The following is a 17,094-nucleotide window of genomic DNA, read 5'->3' as shown; positions in this document are numbered from 1 at the left end:
CGGCGCTCGTTGCCGCGAAGGCCGCCTGACGTTTCGTCGCCTCGGCGGCCGCGACGCGGTTCGCCTGCTGATTGCGGGCCACCTGAAGGCGGCGGATGGTGCCCTGATGCTGCTCGCTGATCTGATCGAGCAACGTCATCCGGTCGAGTATCGACTGCGGGTCGGGCGATGACGCGTAGTTGGCCATCGAGCCCTGTTCGCCGCCCTGACGATAGGCCTGCCGGACAAAGTGGTCGAACTCGCGCTGAGCGGCGACCACTGCGCGGCCCGAGTCGCGCAGCGCACGCTGGGCGCCTTGCGCGGCGACTGTGGCCAGCCGCTGAGCGGCCACCGAGTTCTGGTAGTCGACGAGCGACCGATTCACGAACTCTTGCCGCACGGCGAGCGCGTCGTCGAGGTCGGCAATGTTCTGGTTCACCTGCGCGAGCTGATTGATGAGTCCCGACACCGGAGATGCCGGGCGGCTCGCACCGGGCGCCCCCATCGCGCCACCGACGCCGACGACCCCTAGCAGACCTGCGGCCATCAGTGCCCCCAGGCGCGCCGGCCACGACGCCCGGTGGCCCGCACCGGTTGTACCTCGCGTCACTGAGAACTCCTTGCCGATCTGTTCGGGATGAGCCATCCCGCACTCGTTCGTTGCCGGATGCGAACCATCCCCCGCCACGGTGGTCATCTACTGCACCATGCAGCACATGAGACCCTGAAAGCGACTTCTGCATCACATGTGACATCAGAACCGTACGTCACATCAGACACATCGGAAAAGCGCAATCGTGAATTACATTCACGTGATTACCTGCGAAAATGCCGTGAACTGGCCAAAAGGGCCACCCGACCGGAAGGTCTCAACTTCGCAACACTCAGCGACGGTCGGACAGGTGCACGCGTTACGCGTCGGACGCATGCGGTAGGGGCGCAGCGTCCATCTCGGCCACCACAACAGAAACCTGAACTGTGGTCAGCGACCGTCGGCAGTTCCCAAGGTCTCGGACTCCAATGCGTTCGAAACCACGTCGTCGTTGCGCCGCCGACGAAGGGTCTTCAGCCTGCCGAGAACCGCACCGACGCCGACCACGACGATCAGCACCAACGTGATGATCGTCCAATCCAGGGTCGGGGCAGTCATCTGGTCGACCATCTGCCCGGCAGCGGCTGCGGGCTGGCGAAGATCGAGGTTGTTGGTGGCCTGTTCTTGGACAAACCGACTGAACTCGGGCGAGGTACTGCCGACGGAGTTGGGACCGAGGACGATCACCGTGCCGCCGACCTCCGGTTGCAGCGTGGTCGCGATGTCGCGGTAGATCGTGTAGGTGGGCTGCTGCGTCTTCACCACGACGAGACTGATGTCGTGGCCGTTGGCCTTCGCATCGGCCACGACCTTGCGCAGAGCAGCCACCTGATCGGGATTGTCGGGCGCGGCCACGTGGTCGTCGCGGATGTCGGTGGCCAGTTGACCCATGTCGACGCCGGTGAGTCCTGGGATCGTCGGCGCATCGTTGCTTCCGGCCTCGGTTCCCGGCGAACCGGGCACCTGCGGATCGGGACTCATCGGGGGTTCCTCACGTCAACGTTTCGCCGCCATTAAATTCACGCGGACACTTCTCTCCTCGCCAAACCTAGTCAAGCACCGTACGACAGAATGAAGTGGGCTGGCGCATTCCGCTCGAAGTACTCGGGGCGGGCGTGTCGATGGGGCGTGTCGTGTCGCAACAACTTGTTAGCAGTACGCTCGTACTGTTAACATGGATGTATCGCCGCGGTGCCCTCCGCGGCCACTCGTCTCGACGGAATGCCGACGCGTCCCGGGGACGAGTGACACCGGCGCAGCCCGTCGGTGATGGTCAGTGTCGACGAACGGGCGGCGTTCGCCGACGAGATCGAGCGGGTGGCTCATCCCTGAACCACCCGCACAGTTCGAGCACCGCCGGCGCAGCCCGTCGGCACCAGAGGAGAGTGGATCAGACGTGAGTATCAATTCGTTCGACGCCCGCGGGACCCTCGAGGTCGGCGACCAGAGTTACGAGATCTTCCGGCTCAATGCCGTCAAGGGAACCGAAAAACTCCCCTATTCATTGAAGGTCCTCGCCGAGAACCTGTTGCGCACCGAAGACGGCGCGAACATCACCACCGAACACATCGAGGCAATCGCCAACTGGGATCCCACGGCTGAGCCGGACATCGAGATCCAGTTCACGCCGGCGCGTGTGATCATGCAGGACTTCACCGGTGTCCCCTGCGTGGTCGACCTGGCCACCATGCGTGAGGCCGTCGGCCGCCTCGGTGGCGACCCGACCAAGGTCAACCCGCTGGCCCCGGCCGAACTGGTCATCGACCACTCGGTCATCCTCGACGTCTTCGGCCGCGCCGACGCCTTCGAGCGCAACGTCGAACTCGAGTACGAGCGCAACGGCGAGCGCTACCAATTCCTGCGTTGGGGCCAGACCGCCTTCGACGACTTCAAGGTCGTCCCCCCGGGCACCGGCATCGTGCACCAGGTGAACATCGAGCACTTGGCGCGCTCGATCATGGTGCGTAACGGCCAGGCCTACCCCGACACCTGCGTCGGCACCGACTCGCACACCACGATGGAGAACGGCCTCGGCGTCCTGGGCTGGGGCGTCGGCGGTATCGAGGCCGAGGCCGCGATGCTCGGCCAGCCGATCTCGATGCTCATCCCGCGCGTGGTCGGCTTCAAGCTGACCGGACAGATCAGCCCCGGCGTGACCGCCACCGACGTGGTCCTCACCGTCACCGAGATGCTGCGCAAGCACGGCGTCGTCGGCAAGTTCGTCGAGTTCTACGGCGAAGGTGTGGCCGAGGTCCCCCTTGCCAACCGCGCCACGCTGGGCAACATGAGCCCCGAATTCGGTTCCACCGCAGCGATGTTCCCGATCGACGAGGAGACCGTCAACTACCTGCGCCTCACCGGCCGTCCCGACGAGCAACTCGCGCTCGTCGAGGCCTACGCCAAGGAACAGGGCATGTGGCACGACCCCGAGCGCGAGCCGGTCTTCTCCGAATACCTCGAACTCGACCTCGGTTCGGTTGTTCCGTCGATCGCCGGACCGAAGCGTCCGCAGGACCGCATCGAACTGTCCGACGCCAAGACCGCGTTCCGCAAGGACATCCACAACTACGTGGAAGAGGGCAACACCCCGCAGCACACCAACGTCGACGAGGCCGTGGAGGAGTCCTTCCCGGCATCGGATCCGGCCACGCTGTCCTTCGCCGAGGAGGACGCCGTGGTGGTGCATTCGGCCGCCAACGGCGCAGAGGGCCGTCCGACGAAGCCGATCAAGGTGCTCGACGAAGAACGCGGCGAGTTCATCCTCGACCACGGCGCCGTGGTGGTCGCAGGCATCACCTCCTGCACCAACACCTCCAACCCGTCGGTCATGCTGGGCGCGGCCCTGCTGGCCAAGAAGGCCGTCGAGAAGGGCCTGTCGAGCAAGCCGTGGGTGAAGACCAACATGGCGCCGGGCTCGCAGGTGGTCAACGACTACTACGAGAAGGCCGGCGTGTGGCCCTACCTGGAGAAGCTGGGCTTCTTCCTCGGTGGCTACGGCTGTACCACCTGCATCGGTAACACCGGACCGCTGCCCGAGGCCATCTCCAAGGCCATCAACGACAACGACCTCACCGCCACCGCGGTGCTGTCGGGCAACCGCAACTTCGAGGGTCGCATCTCCCCCGACGTCAAGATGAACTATCTCGCCTCGCCGCCGCTGGTCATCGCGTACGCCATCGCGGGAACGATGGACTTCGACTTCGAGACCGACCCGCTGGGCAAGGACACCGAGGGCAACGACGTCTTCCTCAAGGACATCTGGCCGACGGCGAAGGAGATCGAGGAGGTCATCGCCGGTTCTATCAACCAGGAGATGTTCGCCGACTCCTACAAGGACGTCTTCGCCGGAGACGAGCGCTGGCAGAGCCTGCCGACGCCGGAGGGCAAGACCTTCGACTGGGACGACGACTCGACCTACGTCGCGAAGGCGCCGTACTTCGACGACATGGATCTGGAGCCCTCGCCGGTGTCCGACATCAAAGGCGCGCGCGTGATGGCGGTGCTGGGCGATTCGGTCACCACCGACCACATCTCCCCCGCCGGTCCGATCAAGCCGGGCACCCCGGCGGCGCAGTACCTCGATTCCAAGGGTGTGGCCCGCAAGGACTACAACTCGCTGGGTTCGCGGCGTGGCAACCACGAGGTGATGATCCGCGGCACCTTCGCCAACATCCGTCTGCAGAACCGTCTGCTCGACGGTGTGACCGGCGGCTACACCCGCGACTTCACCCAGGAGGGCGGCCCGCAGTCGTTCATCTACGACGCCTGCCAGAACTACAAGGAGGCCGGCACACCGCTGGTCGTGCTCGGTGGCAAGGAGTACGGATCGGGCTCGTCGCGTGACTGGGCGGCCAAGGGCACGATGCTGCTCGGCGTGAAGGCCGTCATCGTCGAGTCCTTCGAGCGCATCCACCGCTCGAACCTGATCGGCATGGGTGTGATCCCGCTGCAGTTCCCGGACGGCGAGTCCTACTCGTCGCTGGGTCTCGACGGCACCGAGGTGTTCGACATCAGCGGCATCGAGGAACTCAACGACGGTAAGACGCCGAAGACCGTGCACGTCACCGCGACCAAGGAGGACGGCTCGGTCATCGAGTTCGACGCCAAGGTTCGCATCGACACCCCCGGCGAGGCCGATTACTACCGCAACGGAGGCATCCTGCAGTACGTGCTGCGCAACATGATCAAGAGCTGATCATGATGTCGGTGATCAGGCGATCGACGATCCGGGGAGAAGTCGGTGCCCAAGGTCAGCGATGATCGTCTGGCCGCGCGTCGTCGGGAGATTCTCGACGGCGCGCGGCACTGCTTCGCCGAGTACGGCTACGACGGTGCGACAGTGAAGCGCATCGAAGAGTCGACCGGGATGTCACGCGGCGCGATCTTCCATCACTTCCGGGACAAAGAGGCGCTCTTTCTCGCCCTGGCGCGCGAGGACGCCGAGCGGATGGCCGACGTCGCAGCCGAACAGGGACTCGTGCAGGTCATGCGTGACATGCTCGCCCGCCCACAGGATTTCGACTGGCTGGGTACCCGCCTGGAGATCGCCCGCAAACTCCGGACCGACGCAGCCTTCCGGGATGCGTGGACTGCGCACTCCCTCGACCTGGAAAAGGCGACCCTCGACCGACTCGAACGCGGTCGCGAAGCCGGGCGGCTGCGCGAGGACGTCCCCACCGACGTGCTGCTGGACTACCTCGACCTCGTCCTCGACGGACTCATCACCCGGCTCGCGTCGGGACGTCCCACCGATGATCTGCACGCGGTTCTCGACCTGGTCGAGGAGTCGGTGCGCGCACCGCGTTCGGCGACCTACGACCAGGCGGCGGCGCGTACCTGAGCGTTCTCAGCAAACCTTCAGGTAGGGTACCCTAAGTTAGCTGTCGTGGACGCACCCGATCGGCCTGAACACTTCCTGCTCACACGGCGCTCGCTGCTCAAAGGAGCTGCCGCTGCGGGCGCAATCACCGCCGCCACGGCAGCTATCGGACGCGGAGCCGGCGCCACGGCCGCCGCCGAACGCGGCACCGCGATCGTCATCGGCAGCGGATTCGGCGGTGCCGTCGCGGCACTTCGCCTTGGACAGGCAGGCTTTCGGACAACGGTATTCGAACGCGGACGACGCTGGCCGATTCGTCCAGACGGCAACACCTTTGCCACTTTCGATCGGCCCGACCGCCGAGCCGCCTGGTTCTCCGACACCGCAGGCATCTCCAGCTCGTTGCAGGTCCCGGTCGAGCGTTACCCGGGCGTCCTGGATGCGATCAAGGGCAACGGCATCGAGTCCGTCTACGGCGCGGGCGTGGGCGGCGGATCTCTTGTGTTCGGCGCCTTTTCGGCTCAGCCCGACAAACCCGATTTCGAGATGCTGTTCCCCGGCGGCACCGACTACGACGGTCTCGCGCGGACCTACTATCCGCGCGCTCGGCGCATGCTCAACGCGACACCGCTGCCACCGGACATCCTCGCCCACCCCAACTACGTCGGCGCCCGATCGTGGTTGCGGACGGTCGCACGTTACGGAGTCCGGCCGAGCTTCATCGACTACTCCATCAACTGGGACCTCGTCCGCAAGGAACTCTCCGGGCGCGTCCGGCCAGGCGTCAGCATCGGCGACCTCTCCTACGGCGTGAACAGCGGGGCCAAGAACTCGGTCGACCACAACTACCTGCCGGCCGCCGAGGCCACGGGCAACGTCACCATCAAGCCGATGCACGAGGTCTTCGAGATCCGACCACGCAGCCGCCGACGGGGATTCGTCGTGCGGGCCCGGGTGATCGACGACAAGCACCGCACGCTCCGGATCGTCACCGCCGAGGCCGACCACCTGTTCCTCGCGGCCGGCTCGTATCACACGACGTCGTTGCTGGTCCGCGCCCGCGCGCACGGAACCCTGCCCCGACTGTCGCCGAGGATCGGTGACGGGTTCGGCGGCAACGGCGACTTCCTCATCGTGCGGACCGCACTGCGCGAGCAGTACGGTCCGATCCAGGGCGGACCCGGCTACAGCCGGCTTCGGGAGGACCGCCTGCCCGGCGGCCCCGCAGCGATCGTCTACCAGGCGAGTCCTTTCCCGTCTCCCCTCGGTGGCACCGCAACCACACATCTCATTCAGGTACACACCGACGAACGCGGCACCATCGACTACGACCACGCCACCAGGGGCACCCAGCTCAACTATCCGTATCCCGAGGGAACGAGCGTCCTCGATCGGCGCGGGGCCGCGTTCGCCCAGCACTTCCACGAACGCACCGAAACCCGATACGGCTTCCCGCAGAACGGCATTCCGCTGTACTCGCGCAGTTTCGGATTCGGTTCCGGTAGTACCTTCCACGGGCTGGGTGGCGTCGTCATCGGGCAAGCGGCCACAGCCGACGGCGGGGTCAAGGGCTACGACGACCTCTATGTGGTCGACGGTTCGTTCTGCCCCGGCGCCGTCGGGCTCGTCAACCCGTCCCTCACGATCACCGCACTCGCCGAGCGCACGATGGATCGTTTCCTCGCCCGACACTGACGTTGGCGGCGCGTCAGGTACTGTGATGCCGAGCACGTCCGAGCGCTCGCTCGGCTGCCATCACATGCATTCCTGACCTGCAGAGGAGAGACTGCCGTGTTTCCTGGAGTCTTCGCCAAGTCCACCCCGGACAAGCCCGCCGTGATCCGCGCCGCCACCGGAGAACAGCTCACGTACGCCGAGCTCGACCAGAACTCCACGCGCCTGGCGAATCACCTTGAGTCACTGGGACTCCGGCCGGGCGACTGCATCGCGATGGTGTCGGCGAACGACCTGCACATGTTCGAGGTGTACTGGGCCGCGCTGCGCAGCGGACTGTACGTGACGGCAATCAACCACCACCTGACCGCCGCGGAGACCAACTACATCCTCGCCGACTGCAACGCTCAGGTGCTGTTCGCCGGCGCGTCGGTGTCCGACGCCGTCGCCGACTCCGCAGAGATCGATGCGCTGAAGCGGCCCGGGCATCGACTCTCCTGGGGCGGCGAGATCCCGGGCTTCGACTCCTACGAGACTGCGCTCGCTGCTGCGTCCGACGCGTCACGCACCGATCAGCCACGCGGTACCGACATGCTCTACTCCTCGGGAACCACCGGACGGCCCAAGGGCATCAAGACGCCGATGCCGCAGGGGCAGGTCGATGAAATCCCCGACGCCTACACCGCGATCTTCGCGCCGATGTACGGCTTCGACCCGACGGCGGTCTACTTGTCCCCGGCGCCGCTGTATCACGCTGCACCGCTGCGGTATTGCGGCGTGACGAATTCGGTCGGCGGAACCGTGGTGTTCCTCGACCGCTTCGATCCGCAAGACGCACTGGCCGCGATCGAGAAGTACCACGCGACACACAGCCAGTGGGTCCCGACCATGTTCATCCGAATGCTGAAACTTCCGGCCGACATCCGCGCCAAGTACGACGTCGGCAGCTTGAAGCTGGCCGTTCACGCGGCAGCGCCGTGCCCGGTTGAGGTGAAGCAGGCGATGATCGAGTGGTGGGGTCCGGTGATCCACGAGTACTACGCATCGACCGAGGCGGCAGGCGCAACCTTCATCGGACCGCAGGAAGCGCTCGACCATCCCGGCTCGGTCGGCAAGCCGCTGCTCGGCGTCATCCACATCTGCGATGAGGACGGCAAGGAAGTGCCCACCGGAGAGGTCGGGCAGGTCTACTTCGAACGCGACGAGGTGCCGTTCCAGTACCACAACGATCCGGAGAAGACACGGAAATCTCAGCACCCCGAGCACGAGAACTGGTCCACCACAGGCGATGTCGGGTATGTCGATGCCGACGGCTACCTGTATCTGACCGACCGCAAGGCGTTCATGATCATCTCCGGCGGGGTCAACATCTACCCGCAGGAGGCAGAGAATGTTCTCATCAACCACCCGGCCGTGTTCGACGTCGCGGTGATCGGAGTGCCCGACCCCGACCTCGGCGAGGTCGCCAAGGCGTGCGTCCAGCTCGCCGACGGCCGACTACCGTCCGACGAGCTCGCCGATGAGCTGATCGCTTTCACCAAGGAATCCATCGCCGCCTACAAGGCGCCGCGTTCGGTCGACTTCGTCTCTGAATTGCCACGCACACCCACCGGTAAGCTCGTCAAAGGCGAGCTGCGGAAGCAGTACTGGCCCGCAGCGGCGGTGTAGTCACGAGCGAAGGATGGGGTATGGCCGACGAAACAGACCGGGATCACGCGCTTCGAGCGGCAACCCGCAACGACATCGGCCAAGACGTCATTGCGGTACTGCGCGCCAACCGGTGGGACGACATCCTGCAGGCAGCAGGCGAAGGACTGCTGGTCGCGCTCGCGTCGAAGACCGACGGTGCCACCGAGTTGGCCGAGCAGTGTGTCGCGGCCCTTCGGGAGCGTGAATGGTATGGCGACGACGAGCTGGCCGACCAGATCGAATCTGCGCTCGGGACAGGTGCCACGCCACTGCTGAAGGAGCTGAAAGTCGATCTCGAGATGATCTCGTCGTCACTCGAAGGCGACCCGATGCAGGGCGGGGGCCGAATCGACCTGACGGACGGAACGGTCTACCCGGACTTCATGTTCGAATCCGGCGTCGCCGACCTCGACGACATGGGAATGACCGAAGACAATCTCGAGGACCCCGACCGGTGGCTCTCCATCGACTGCGAGGGGTCACGTCAGGGCTATCGCGACATGGAGAAGTTCATCGCGTGGGAGGTCGAGGACGAACACCTCGCCGAACTGCTCGGCATGGCGATCGAGGGTCGCGGCGCTTTCCGGCGCTTCCGAGATGTGCTGCACCGCAAGGCCGACTCCCACCCGGACATGCTCACCCGCTGGAACAACTTCAGCGATGAGCGCAAGACCGGCCGTGCGCGGGAGTGGCTGGCCGGCAACGGCTATCGCCCGGCGATCGGGAACCCCTTTTGATCAGGCGAGTTCGATGAGTTCCTGGTACTCGTCCGACCAGTGATCCTCGGTGCCGTCGGGCAGCAGGATCACGCGCTGCGGGTCCAGTGCCGCGGCGGCGCCGGGGTCGTGGGTGACGAGCACGACAGCCCCGGTGTAGCTGCGCAATGCGTCGAGCACCTGTTCGCGCGAGATCGGGTCGAGGTTGTTGGTCGGCTCGTCGAGCAGCAGCACATTCGCCGCCGACGACACCAGACCGGCGAGCGTCAGACGGGTCTTCTCACCGCCGGACAGGGTGCCCGCCGGCTGATCGAGCTGAGCGCCGGAGAACATGAACGCACCCAGCAGTCCGCGCAGATCCTGCTCCCCCGCGTCGGGCGCCGCATGTCGGATGTTCTCCCACACGGAGGCCATGTCGTCGAGCGTGTCGTGCTCCTGCGCGAAATACCCGACCTTGAGGCCGTACCCCGGCTCCAGTTTGCCGGTATCCGGTTTCTCCACGCCCGCAAGAAGTTTGAGGAGCGTGGTCTTGCCCGCACCGTTGAGGCCGAGGATCACGACGCGGCTGCCCTTGTCGATCGCCAGGTCGACCCCGGTGAAGATCTCCAGCGAGCCGTAGCTCTTGGACAGCCCGGCCGCCATCAGCGGGGTCTTGCCGCACGCCGCGGGCTCCGGGAAGCGGATGCGCGCGGTACGGTCGGCCACCCGCTCGTCGTCGAGGGCGTCGAGCATCCGATCGGCGCGCTTGAGCATGTTCTGCGCCGCCGTCGCCTTGGTGGCCTTGGCACCGAGTTTGGCCGCCTGCGTGCGCAGGGCCGACGCCTTCTTCTCTGCGTTGGCCCGCTCGCGCCGACGACGCTGTTCGTCGGTGGCACGCGCGTCGAGATAGCGCTGCCACCCCATGTTGTAGACATCGGCCTCGCCGCGCACCGCGTCGAGGAACCAGACCCGGTTCACCACATCGGCGAGAAGGTCGACGTCGTGGCTGATCACCACCAGGCCGCCCTCGTGGTTCTGCAGGAACCCGCGCAGCCATGCGATCGAGTCGGCGTCGAGGTGGTTGGTCGGCTCGTCGAGCAACAGGGTGGTGTCGGATTTCCCGGAGTCGTCGGACGCCGCGAACAGGATGCGTGCCAACTCGATGCGACGACGCTGACCGCCAGACAATGTGCGTAACGGCTGGGCCAGCACCCGGTCGGGCAGGCCCAGGCTGTGGCAGATGCGCGCCGCGTCGGATTCGGCAACATACCCACCGAGGTCGGCGAACCGCTCCTCCAGACGCCCGTAACGCGCCACTGCCTTGTCACGCGCGCGATCGTCGGCGGCCTCGGCCATCTGCGCCTGCTGCTTCTCCATGTCGCGCAGGATCGCGTCCAGACCGCGCGCCGAGAGCACCCGGTCCTTGGCCAGCACGTCGAGGTCGCCCTCCTTCGGATCCTGCGGAAGGTAGCCGAGATCGCCGGACCGGCGGATCTCACCGGCGTAGGGCTCGGTCTCGCCGGCCAGGATGCGCAGAGTGGTGGTCTTGCCGGCTCCGTTACGCCCCACCAAACCGATCCGGTCGCCGGGCTGGATGCGCAGTGCGTCGCCGGGCGCCGACAGCAGGGTCCGAGCGCCCGCTCGAACTTCCAGGTCGGTCGCGGTGATCACGACGGACCAGTCTACCGGTGCATGTCAGCGGGATTTTCCACCCGGACCGCACCCGGACGTCGCGACGGGAAGGATACGGTGATCGACGTGACGCAACCCACAGCAATCCCGAGCACATCCGACCTGTCCGGCAAGTCCGCGCTGGTGACCGGCGCCAGTCGCGGCATCGGTCTGGGCATCGCCACCGAACTGGCCCGACGCGGTGCATCGGTGGTCATCACCGGCCGCAAACCCGAGCCACTTGCCGCCGCTGCCGACGAGATCCGCGCTGCGGTTCCCGAGGCCCGGGTCGTCGACTGCCCCGGCAACACCGGTGATGAAACTCACCGCACCGAAGCGGTCGCCGCGACGGTCGAACTCGGCGGGGCCATCGACATCCTGGTCAACAACACCGGGATCAACCCGCTGTTCGGTCCGCTGATGGATGCCGATCTGGGGGCCTTCCGCAAGATCTTCGACACCAACGTGGTTGCGGGTCTGGGCTTCATCCAGGAGGCGTTCCGCGCCGGCATGTCCGATCGCGGTGGCGCGGTCGTGAACATCGCCTCCGTCGCCGGTCTGCGGTCGACCGGGGTGATCGCCGCCTATGGCGCGTCCAAGGCCGCGATGATCCGCCTGACATCGGAGTTGGCCTGGGAGCTCGGCAGCAACAACATCCGCGTCAACGCGATCGCACCCGCCATCATCCGCACCCGGTTCGCCAAGGACCTGATCGCCGGCGAGAACGAAGCCCGCGCCATCAAGGGCTATCCCCTCGGCCGACTCGGCGAGACCGAGGACATCGCCCGCGCCGCCGCGTTCCTGGCCAGCGACGAAGCCGTGTGGATCACCGGCCAGACGCTGGCGGTCGACGGCGGCCTGCTCTCGACCGGCAATATGTAACCGTGGCCGACGGGACCGAGGCGTGACCGAGGCGATCGTCGTCGGGGCCGGTCCGTCGGGCCGAGCCCTGGCGCATCGGCTCTTGCGCGAGGGTGTCGCAGTGACCCTCGTGGACCCGGCACCGCATCGCGCATGGCGCGCGACCTATGCCTGCTGGACCGACGAACTGCCCCACTGGCTGCCCACGGACTCCATTGCTGCCCAAGTGAATTCGGTCGACATGCGGTCCACGGAGCGGGTGGCGGTTCGACGCGGTTACACCGTCCTCGACGTCGAAGGGCTGCAGTCGGTCCTCGACGTCTCCGACGCCCACGTCATCGTCGACCGTACCGTCGCGGTACACCCCGATCGGGTCACCCTGCGCTCAGGTGAGCACATCGTGGCAGACATCGTCGTCGATGCCCGCGGAATCACCGGTCGCGGCGCCCGACAAACCGCGTTCGGGCGGATCGTGCCACGCAGCCAAGCACTCCCCGTGCTCGACGGCGCCGAAGCCATCCTCATGGACTGGGGTGTGTTCCCGGGCCTCGACTCTCAAGCCCCACCGTCGTTCCTCTACGCCATTCCGCTCGACGACAACCGCGTCCTACTCGAGGAGACGTGCCTGGCCGGCGACCCGGCGTTGCCGCCCAGCGAGCTACGCCGACGGCTCGACGCTCGCCTGGCCCATCTGTCGTTGACCCAAATCGACGACGAGATCGTCTCCTTCGGCCTCCTCGGCGAGAGCAGCCCGTGGCGCAGCGAGGTGATGGAGTTCGGCGCACGTGGCGGGCTGATGCATCCGGCCACCGGCTACAGCGTCGCAGCGTCACTGCAAGCAGCCGAGGTGGTGGCGAAAGCGGCTGCCGCACAGAAGGACCCGAACGACGCTATCTGGTCGCTCTCGGCCCGGCAGGTCTATCGGCTGCGACGCGCGGGACTGCGATCACTTCTGTCATTCGACGCTCCCCAGACCCGACGATTCTTCGACACCTTCGCCCACCTCCCCGTCGGCCGGCAACGCGCCTATCTGTCCGAGCGCGAGAACCTTTCGGGAGTGCTGACCACGATGACGAATCTGTTCACGGCGGCGGGCAGCAGTACACGCGGGGCGATGATCCGCTCGGTGCTCGGGCGGTGATTGCGTGTTCGACGACTCGGTGCCTGACCCGTCACTGATCGATCTTGCGCTGTTCGTGGAGCGGCCACCCCGGGTTGTGTGGCGCGCGCTGACGGAGCCAGAGCTGATCGCCGGATGGCTCTCGCCGGTGATCGGCTTTGCGCCCGTGGTCGGGACAACGTTCATCGTTCAAGTGGCGGTACGCGATAGACCCGACGCCGAGATGGCGTGTCAGGTCGTTGCGGCCGACGAGCCCGGGCACCTCGCCTACAGTTGGACCGACCTTCGTGGGAATCCGCCCCAGCGCTGGATGATGGACTACCGACTGCTTCCGCATGGCCGGGGTACCCGGTTGTTCTGGCAGATGAGCGGTTTCGACATTGCGGACCGCTATCAGCGATACGCGCGCAACGGGATCGAGCGGTCCTGGAATCGAACGCTACTGCCAAGGTTGACCGACGTCGTGAACATGTTGGGAGACACGCCCTAGGGAGATCACTGCGACCGCAATGTCCGCCACTGCGCGACCACTTCATCGACGTCGACGGTATGAGCGGTGATCAGCGACGGCATGCCGGCGCGAGTCGCGAGATGCGCTTCGCGCACGCGCCGGTTGAAGTCGGTGAGGATGTCGCGGACCGCGTCCTCGTCGGCGATGCCGCGGAGCGACTCCGGGAAACCTTGTGCCTCTTTGCGCAACTGAAGAGGTGCGGGCAGCAGTGCCGACGAGTCGAGGTTCTCGTCGCGGATCTTGCGTTTGACCCACCAGTCCGGATCGTCGGCGTCGGAGAGGTCGAGGGGTTTGCCCATGCCGGGCAGGTTGTCGAACTCACCGCGCTCGGTGGCCTCGCGGATCATCTTCTCCACCCGGGACTCCCCGACCGGCGGGCGCCACCGGCGGATGCGTCGAAAATGGCCCTCGGATTCGGACATGATTCCAGCCTGCCTGCCGAGCGCCGACCAGACAAGCTGTTTCGCTCCTCCCTCTCGTCCGCATCGCTATCGTTGCCGGACATGACCGTACGCGTACACCACCTCAACTGCGGAAGCATGCGTCCGCTGGCCTCGCCCCGCATGATCTGCCATGTTCTGGCCGTCGAGACCGACGACGGCATCGTGGTCGTCGACACCGGATTCGGGCTGTGCGACATCGAGCAGCCGACTCGACTCGGGCTGATGGGAAAGGTGCTCCGGCCCGACCTGAAGTACGAGGAGACGGCGATCGCACAGATCGAAGCACTCGACTTCGACCGGCGAGATGTGCGGCATGTGGTGGTCACACACCTTGATCTCGACCATGCAGGCGGAATCGCCGACTTCCCCGAGGCAACCCTCCACGTCACCGACAGCGAGTATCAGTACGCCGGGACCGCACCCGGCTTGTCGGCGAAGATTCGCTACGGCTCGTGGCGCTCGACACCAGAACCCACCGTCGAGCGGTACGCCGAATTCACCACGCCCTGGCATGGTTTCGACGCCGCACCAGTGAGGGGCGTCGGGGATTCCGTGCTCTTGGTCTCGCTGCCGGGGCACACTCCGGGACATGCCGGGGTCGCCGTCAACACAGGTGACCGCTGGCTCCTACACTGCGGCGACGCCTTCTATCACCACGCGACCATTCGCGGTGGCTCCGTGCCATTCGTTGTGCGCACCAGTGAGGGCATCTCGGCCATCAGCCGACGAGTGGCAAAGGACACACGCCGCCGATTGTCTGCAACGTTCGGTACAGGCGAGCTGCCTGTCGACGTCGTGTGCGCCCACGATCCGGTGCTCCTGGGCGACCACAAGAAGACATCCGGCAGCGGCTGAGAAGCGCGTCGCGAGATCGTCTCAGACGGTAAAACCCAAGGCGCGCAACTGTTCTCGGCCGTCGTCGGTGATCTTGTCGGGTCCCCACGGCGGCAGCCAGACCCAGTTGATCTCCATGTCGGTACACAGTCCGCTGTTGACCAGGGCGCCGCGGGATTGATCCTCGATGACGTCGGTCAGCGGGCAGGCCGCCGAGGTGAGGGTCATGTCGATCTTGGCGACCGCGTCGTCGGTGATCTCGATGCCGTAGACCAATCCGAGGTCGACGACGTTGATGCCCAGTTCCGGGTCGACGACGTCGCGCATCGCCTCCTCGACATCCTCCAGCGCCGGCAAAGACGTGGCCGGCGCGGAAGGGGTTCCGGCCGGACCCGTCTCGGCGGTGGGCGCCCCGGAAGACTCAGGTGCCTCGGTGGTGGTGGTTTCGTCACTCATGCTGACTCCGCTCGGTCGTCGATGGTCTGTGCGAGCGCGTCTTTGAAGGCCATCCATCCGAGGAGGGCACATTTCACGCGCGCGGGGTATTTGCTCACTCCGGCCAGGGCGATCCCGTCACCGATGATCTCCTCGTCACCGGGATCCTTGCCGCGGGAGGTCATCATGGCATTGAACGAATCCACGGTCGCCAGAGCCGATTCCACCGATTGGCCGACCAGTTGGTCGTAGAGCACCGACGTGGAGGCCTGCGAGATCGAACATCCTTGCCCGTCGTAGGAGATGTCGGCGATCGTGGCGCCGTCGTCGGAGACCGTGACGCGCAACGTCACCTCGTCGCCGCAGGTCGGGTTGACGTGGTGGACCTCGGCACCGAACGGTTCACGCAGTCCGCGCCCGTGTGGGTGTTTGTAGTGGTCCAGGATCACGTCCTGGTACATCTGCTCCATCCGCATGCACTCACCGGCTCCCGAAGAAGTCCTGGGCACGCACGATTGCTGCCGTCAGTGCGTCGACGTCGGCCAGCGTGTTGTAGGCGGCAAACGAAGCGCGCGCACTCGCGGCGATCCCGAACCGGCGGTGCAGCGGCCACGCGCAGTGATGTCCGACGCGGATGGCGACCCCTTCGTCGTCGAGGATCTGCCCGAGATCGTGGGCATGGATTCCGTCGACCACGAACGAGACTGCCCCACCACGATTCTCGGCGGTCGCCGGCCCGATGATGCGGAGTCCCTCGATCTGCGACAAGCGCTCCAATGCGTAGGCGACCAGCGCATGCTCGTGCTCGGCAATCGCGTTCATACCGATCGCCTCGAGGTAGCGCACCGCCGCGCCCAGGCCGACCGTCTGCGACGTCATCGGCACACCGGCCTCGAACCGCTGCGGAGGCGGCGCGTACGTCGACACCTCCATGGTGACGGTTTCGATCATCGACCCGCCGGTCAGGAAGGGCGGCAACGCATTCAGCAACTCCGCGCGGCCGTAGAGCACACCCACACCCGACGGACCAAACATCTTGTGCCCGGAGAAGGCGGCGAAGTCGACGTCGAGCGCTCGGAAGTCGACCCCCATGTGCGGAACCGACTGGCAGGCGTCGAGCACGACGAGAGCACCGACTGCTCGGGCCCGGCGCACGAGTTCGGCCACATCGGCGACGGCGCCGGTCACATTCGACTGATGGGTGAACGCGAGCACCTTGACGGTGTCGTCGAGTTCGAGTGAGTCGAGATCGATCCGACCGTCATCGGTGACGCCGTACCAGCGCAGCGTCGCACCCGTCCGGCGGCACAGTTCCTGCCACGGAACGAGATTCGCGTGGTGCTCGAGTTCGGTGATGACGACGGTGTCGCCTCCGCCGAGTTGCCTCCCGCCGAAGATGTCCGCACTGCGATCGTCACCGAGCGTGTAAGACACCAGATTCAACGCCTCGGTGGCGTTCTTGGTGAACACCAGCTCGTCGGCGTCGGCACCGACGAAACGCGCGATCACCTCACGCGCATCCTCATAGGCGTCGGTGGCTTCCTCGGCCAGCTGGTGCGCACCGCGGTGAACAGCGGCGTTGTGCTGGGTCAGGAACTCGCGCTCCGCGTCGAGTACCTGCACGGGCCGCTGCGAGGTGGCCCCGGAGTCCAGGTACACCAACGGTTTCGAATCCCGCACCGTGCGCGACAGAATCGGGAAGTCGGCCCGCAACGCCTCGACGTCGAACGCCGGAGCCGCGGCTTGGGTGGACAGCGTCACTGATGACACC

The 17,094-nt window shown here is 66.0% G+C and carries 15 protein-coding genes and 1 pseudogene; 9 read left to right on the top strand and 7 right to left on the bottom strand.

Annotated elements, in window-relative coordinates:
- Both ABZW74_RS11355 and ABZW74_RS11350 read right to left on the bottom strand, forming a co-directional pair.
- A pseudogene (locus tag ABZW74_RS11355) lies at positions 1-676 on the bottom strand (hypothetical protein); the annotation flags it as partial.
- Positions 677-961: 285 nt separating this feature from the next.
- Complete coding sequence (locus ABZW74_RS11350; protein ID WP_240858034.1) at positions 962-1,552, bottom strand: DUF6676 family protein; 591 nt, start codon at positions 1,550-1,552, stop codon at positions 962-964.
- Positions 1,553-1,973: 421 nt separating this feature from the next.
- Between ABZW74_RS11350 and acnA the strand changes: the two genes are divergently transcribed.
- From acnA to ABZW74_RS11325, 5 genes are all read left to right on the top strand, one after another.
- The gene (gene acnA / locus ABZW74_RS11345) at positions 1,974-4,766 is read left to right on the top strand and encodes an aconitate hydratase AcnA (protein WP_355276257.1); all 2,793 of its coding nucleotides are present in this window, start codon (positions 1,974-1,976) and stop codon (positions 4,764-4,766) included.
- A gap of 45 nt (positions 4,767-4,811) precedes the next feature.
- Positions 4,812-5,411, top strand: coding sequence for a TetR/AcrR family transcriptional regulator (locus tag ABZW74_RS11340; RefSeq protein WP_240858036.1), 600 nt, complete (start codon positions 4,812-4,814; stop codon positions 5,409-5,411).
- Positions 5,412-5,456: 45 nt separating this feature from the next.
- On the top strand, positions 5,457-7,085 hold the full coding sequence (locus tag ABZW74_RS11335) for a GMC oxidoreductase (protein WP_355276245.1): 1,629 nt from the start codon (positions 5,457-5,459) through the stop codon (positions 7,083-7,085).
- Between the two features lie 96 nt (positions 7,086-7,181).
- On the top strand, positions 7,182-8,732 hold the full coding sequence (locus ABZW74_RS11330; RefSeq protein WP_240858042.1) for an acyl-CoA synthetase: 1,551 nt from the start codon (positions 7,182-7,184) through the stop codon (positions 8,730-8,732).
- A gap of 20 nt (positions 8,733-8,752) precedes the next feature.
- The gene (locus tag ABZW74_RS11325; RefSeq protein ID WP_355276242.1) at positions 8,753-9,490 is read left to right on the top strand and encodes a UPF0158 family protein; all 738 of its coding nucleotides are present in this window, start codon (positions 8,753-8,755) and stop codon (positions 9,488-9,490) included.
- Here ABZW74_RS11325 and ABZW74_RS11320 read toward each other — a convergent pair whose 3' ends face one another.
- A complete protein-coding gene (locus ABZW74_RS11320; RefSeq protein WP_240858046.1) occupies positions 9,491-11,119 on the bottom strand; it encodes an ABC-F family ATP-binding cassette domain-containing protein in 1,629 nt (542 codons plus the stop codon). It abuts the gene before it with no gap.
- Between the two features lie 87 nt (positions 11,120-11,206).
- Here ABZW74_RS11320 and ABZW74_RS11315 point away from each other — a divergent pair, with 87 nt between their 5' ends.
- From ABZW74_RS11315 to ABZW74_RS11305, 3 genes are read left to right on the top strand one after another with little or no spacing between them, the layout of a single operon-like run.
- The gene (locus tag ABZW74_RS11315) at positions 11,207-12,001 is read left to right on the top strand and encodes an SDR family oxidoreductase (RefSeq protein WP_240858048.1); all 795 of its coding nucleotides are present in this window, start codon (positions 11,207-11,209) and stop codon (positions 11,999-12,001) included.
- Between the two features lie 22 nt (positions 12,002-12,023).
- Positions 12,024-13,121: a lycopene cyclase family protein gene (locus tag ABZW74_RS11310; protein ID WP_240858063.1), complete on the top strand. Its 1,098-nt coding sequence runs from the start codon at positions 12,024-12,026 to the stop codon at positions 13,119-13,121.
- 4 nt (positions 13,122-13,125) lie between these two features.
- Positions 13,126-13,590, top strand: a complete 465-nt coding sequence (locus ABZW74_RS11305; protein WP_355276239.1) for an SRPBCC domain-containing protein — start codon at positions 13,126-13,128, stop codon at positions 13,588-13,590.
- 5 nt (positions 13,591-13,595) lie between these two features.
- Here ABZW74_RS11305 and ABZW74_RS11300 read toward each other — a convergent pair whose 3' ends face one another.
- The gene (locus ABZW74_RS11300; protein WP_240858067.1) at positions 13,596-14,033 is read right to left on the bottom strand and encodes a DUF1992 domain-containing protein; all 438 of its coding nucleotides are present in this window, start codon (positions 14,031-14,033) and stop codon (positions 13,596-13,598) included.
- Between the two features lie 81 nt (positions 14,034-14,114).
- Between ABZW74_RS11300 and ABZW74_RS11295 the strand changes: the two genes are divergently transcribed.
- On the top strand, positions 14,115-14,909 hold the full coding sequence (locus ABZW74_RS11295) for an MBL fold metallo-hydrolase (RefSeq protein WP_355276237.1): 795 nt from the start codon (positions 14,115-14,117) through the stop codon (positions 14,907-14,909).
- Between the two features lie 21 nt (positions 14,910-14,930).
- On the opposite strand, the gene ABZW74_RS11290 is transcribed toward ABZW74_RS11295, so the two are convergent.
- Genes ABZW74_RS11290 through ABZW74_RS11280 form a run of 3 tightly spaced genes read right to left on the bottom strand, consistent with a single transcriptional unit; the run spans position 14,931 to position 17,084 of the window.
- Positions 14,931-15,344: a metal-sulfur cluster assembly factor gene (locus tag ABZW74_RS11290; RefSeq protein ID WP_240858096.1), complete on the bottom strand. Its 414-nt coding sequence runs from the start codon at positions 15,342-15,344 to the stop codon at positions 14,931-14,933.
- The gene (gene sufU / locus ABZW74_RS11285; protein WP_240858643.1) at positions 15,341-15,799 is read right to left on the bottom strand and encodes a Fe-S cluster assembly sulfur transfer protein SufU; all 459 of its coding nucleotides are present in this window, start codon (positions 15,797-15,799) and stop codon (positions 15,341-15,343) included. The genes ABZW74_RS11290 and sufU overlap by 4 nt, the downstream gene beginning before the upstream one ends.
- A 4-nt stretch (positions 15,800-15,803) precedes the next feature.
- A complete protein-coding gene (locus ABZW74_RS11280) occupies positions 15,804-17,084 on the bottom strand; it encodes a cysteine desulfurase (protein ID WP_355276235.1) in 1,281 nt (426 codons plus the stop codon).
- Between the last annotated feature and the right edge of the window lie 10 nt (positions 17,085-17,094).

Source organism: Gordonia sp. NPDC003585, assembly GCF_040610755.1.
GTDB lineage: Bacteria > Actinomycetota > Actinomycetes > Mycobacteriales > Mycobacteriaceae > Gordonia.
Note: the sequence above shows the minus strand (reverse complement) of the source record. Positions and strands in the feature narration are given on the sequence as shown.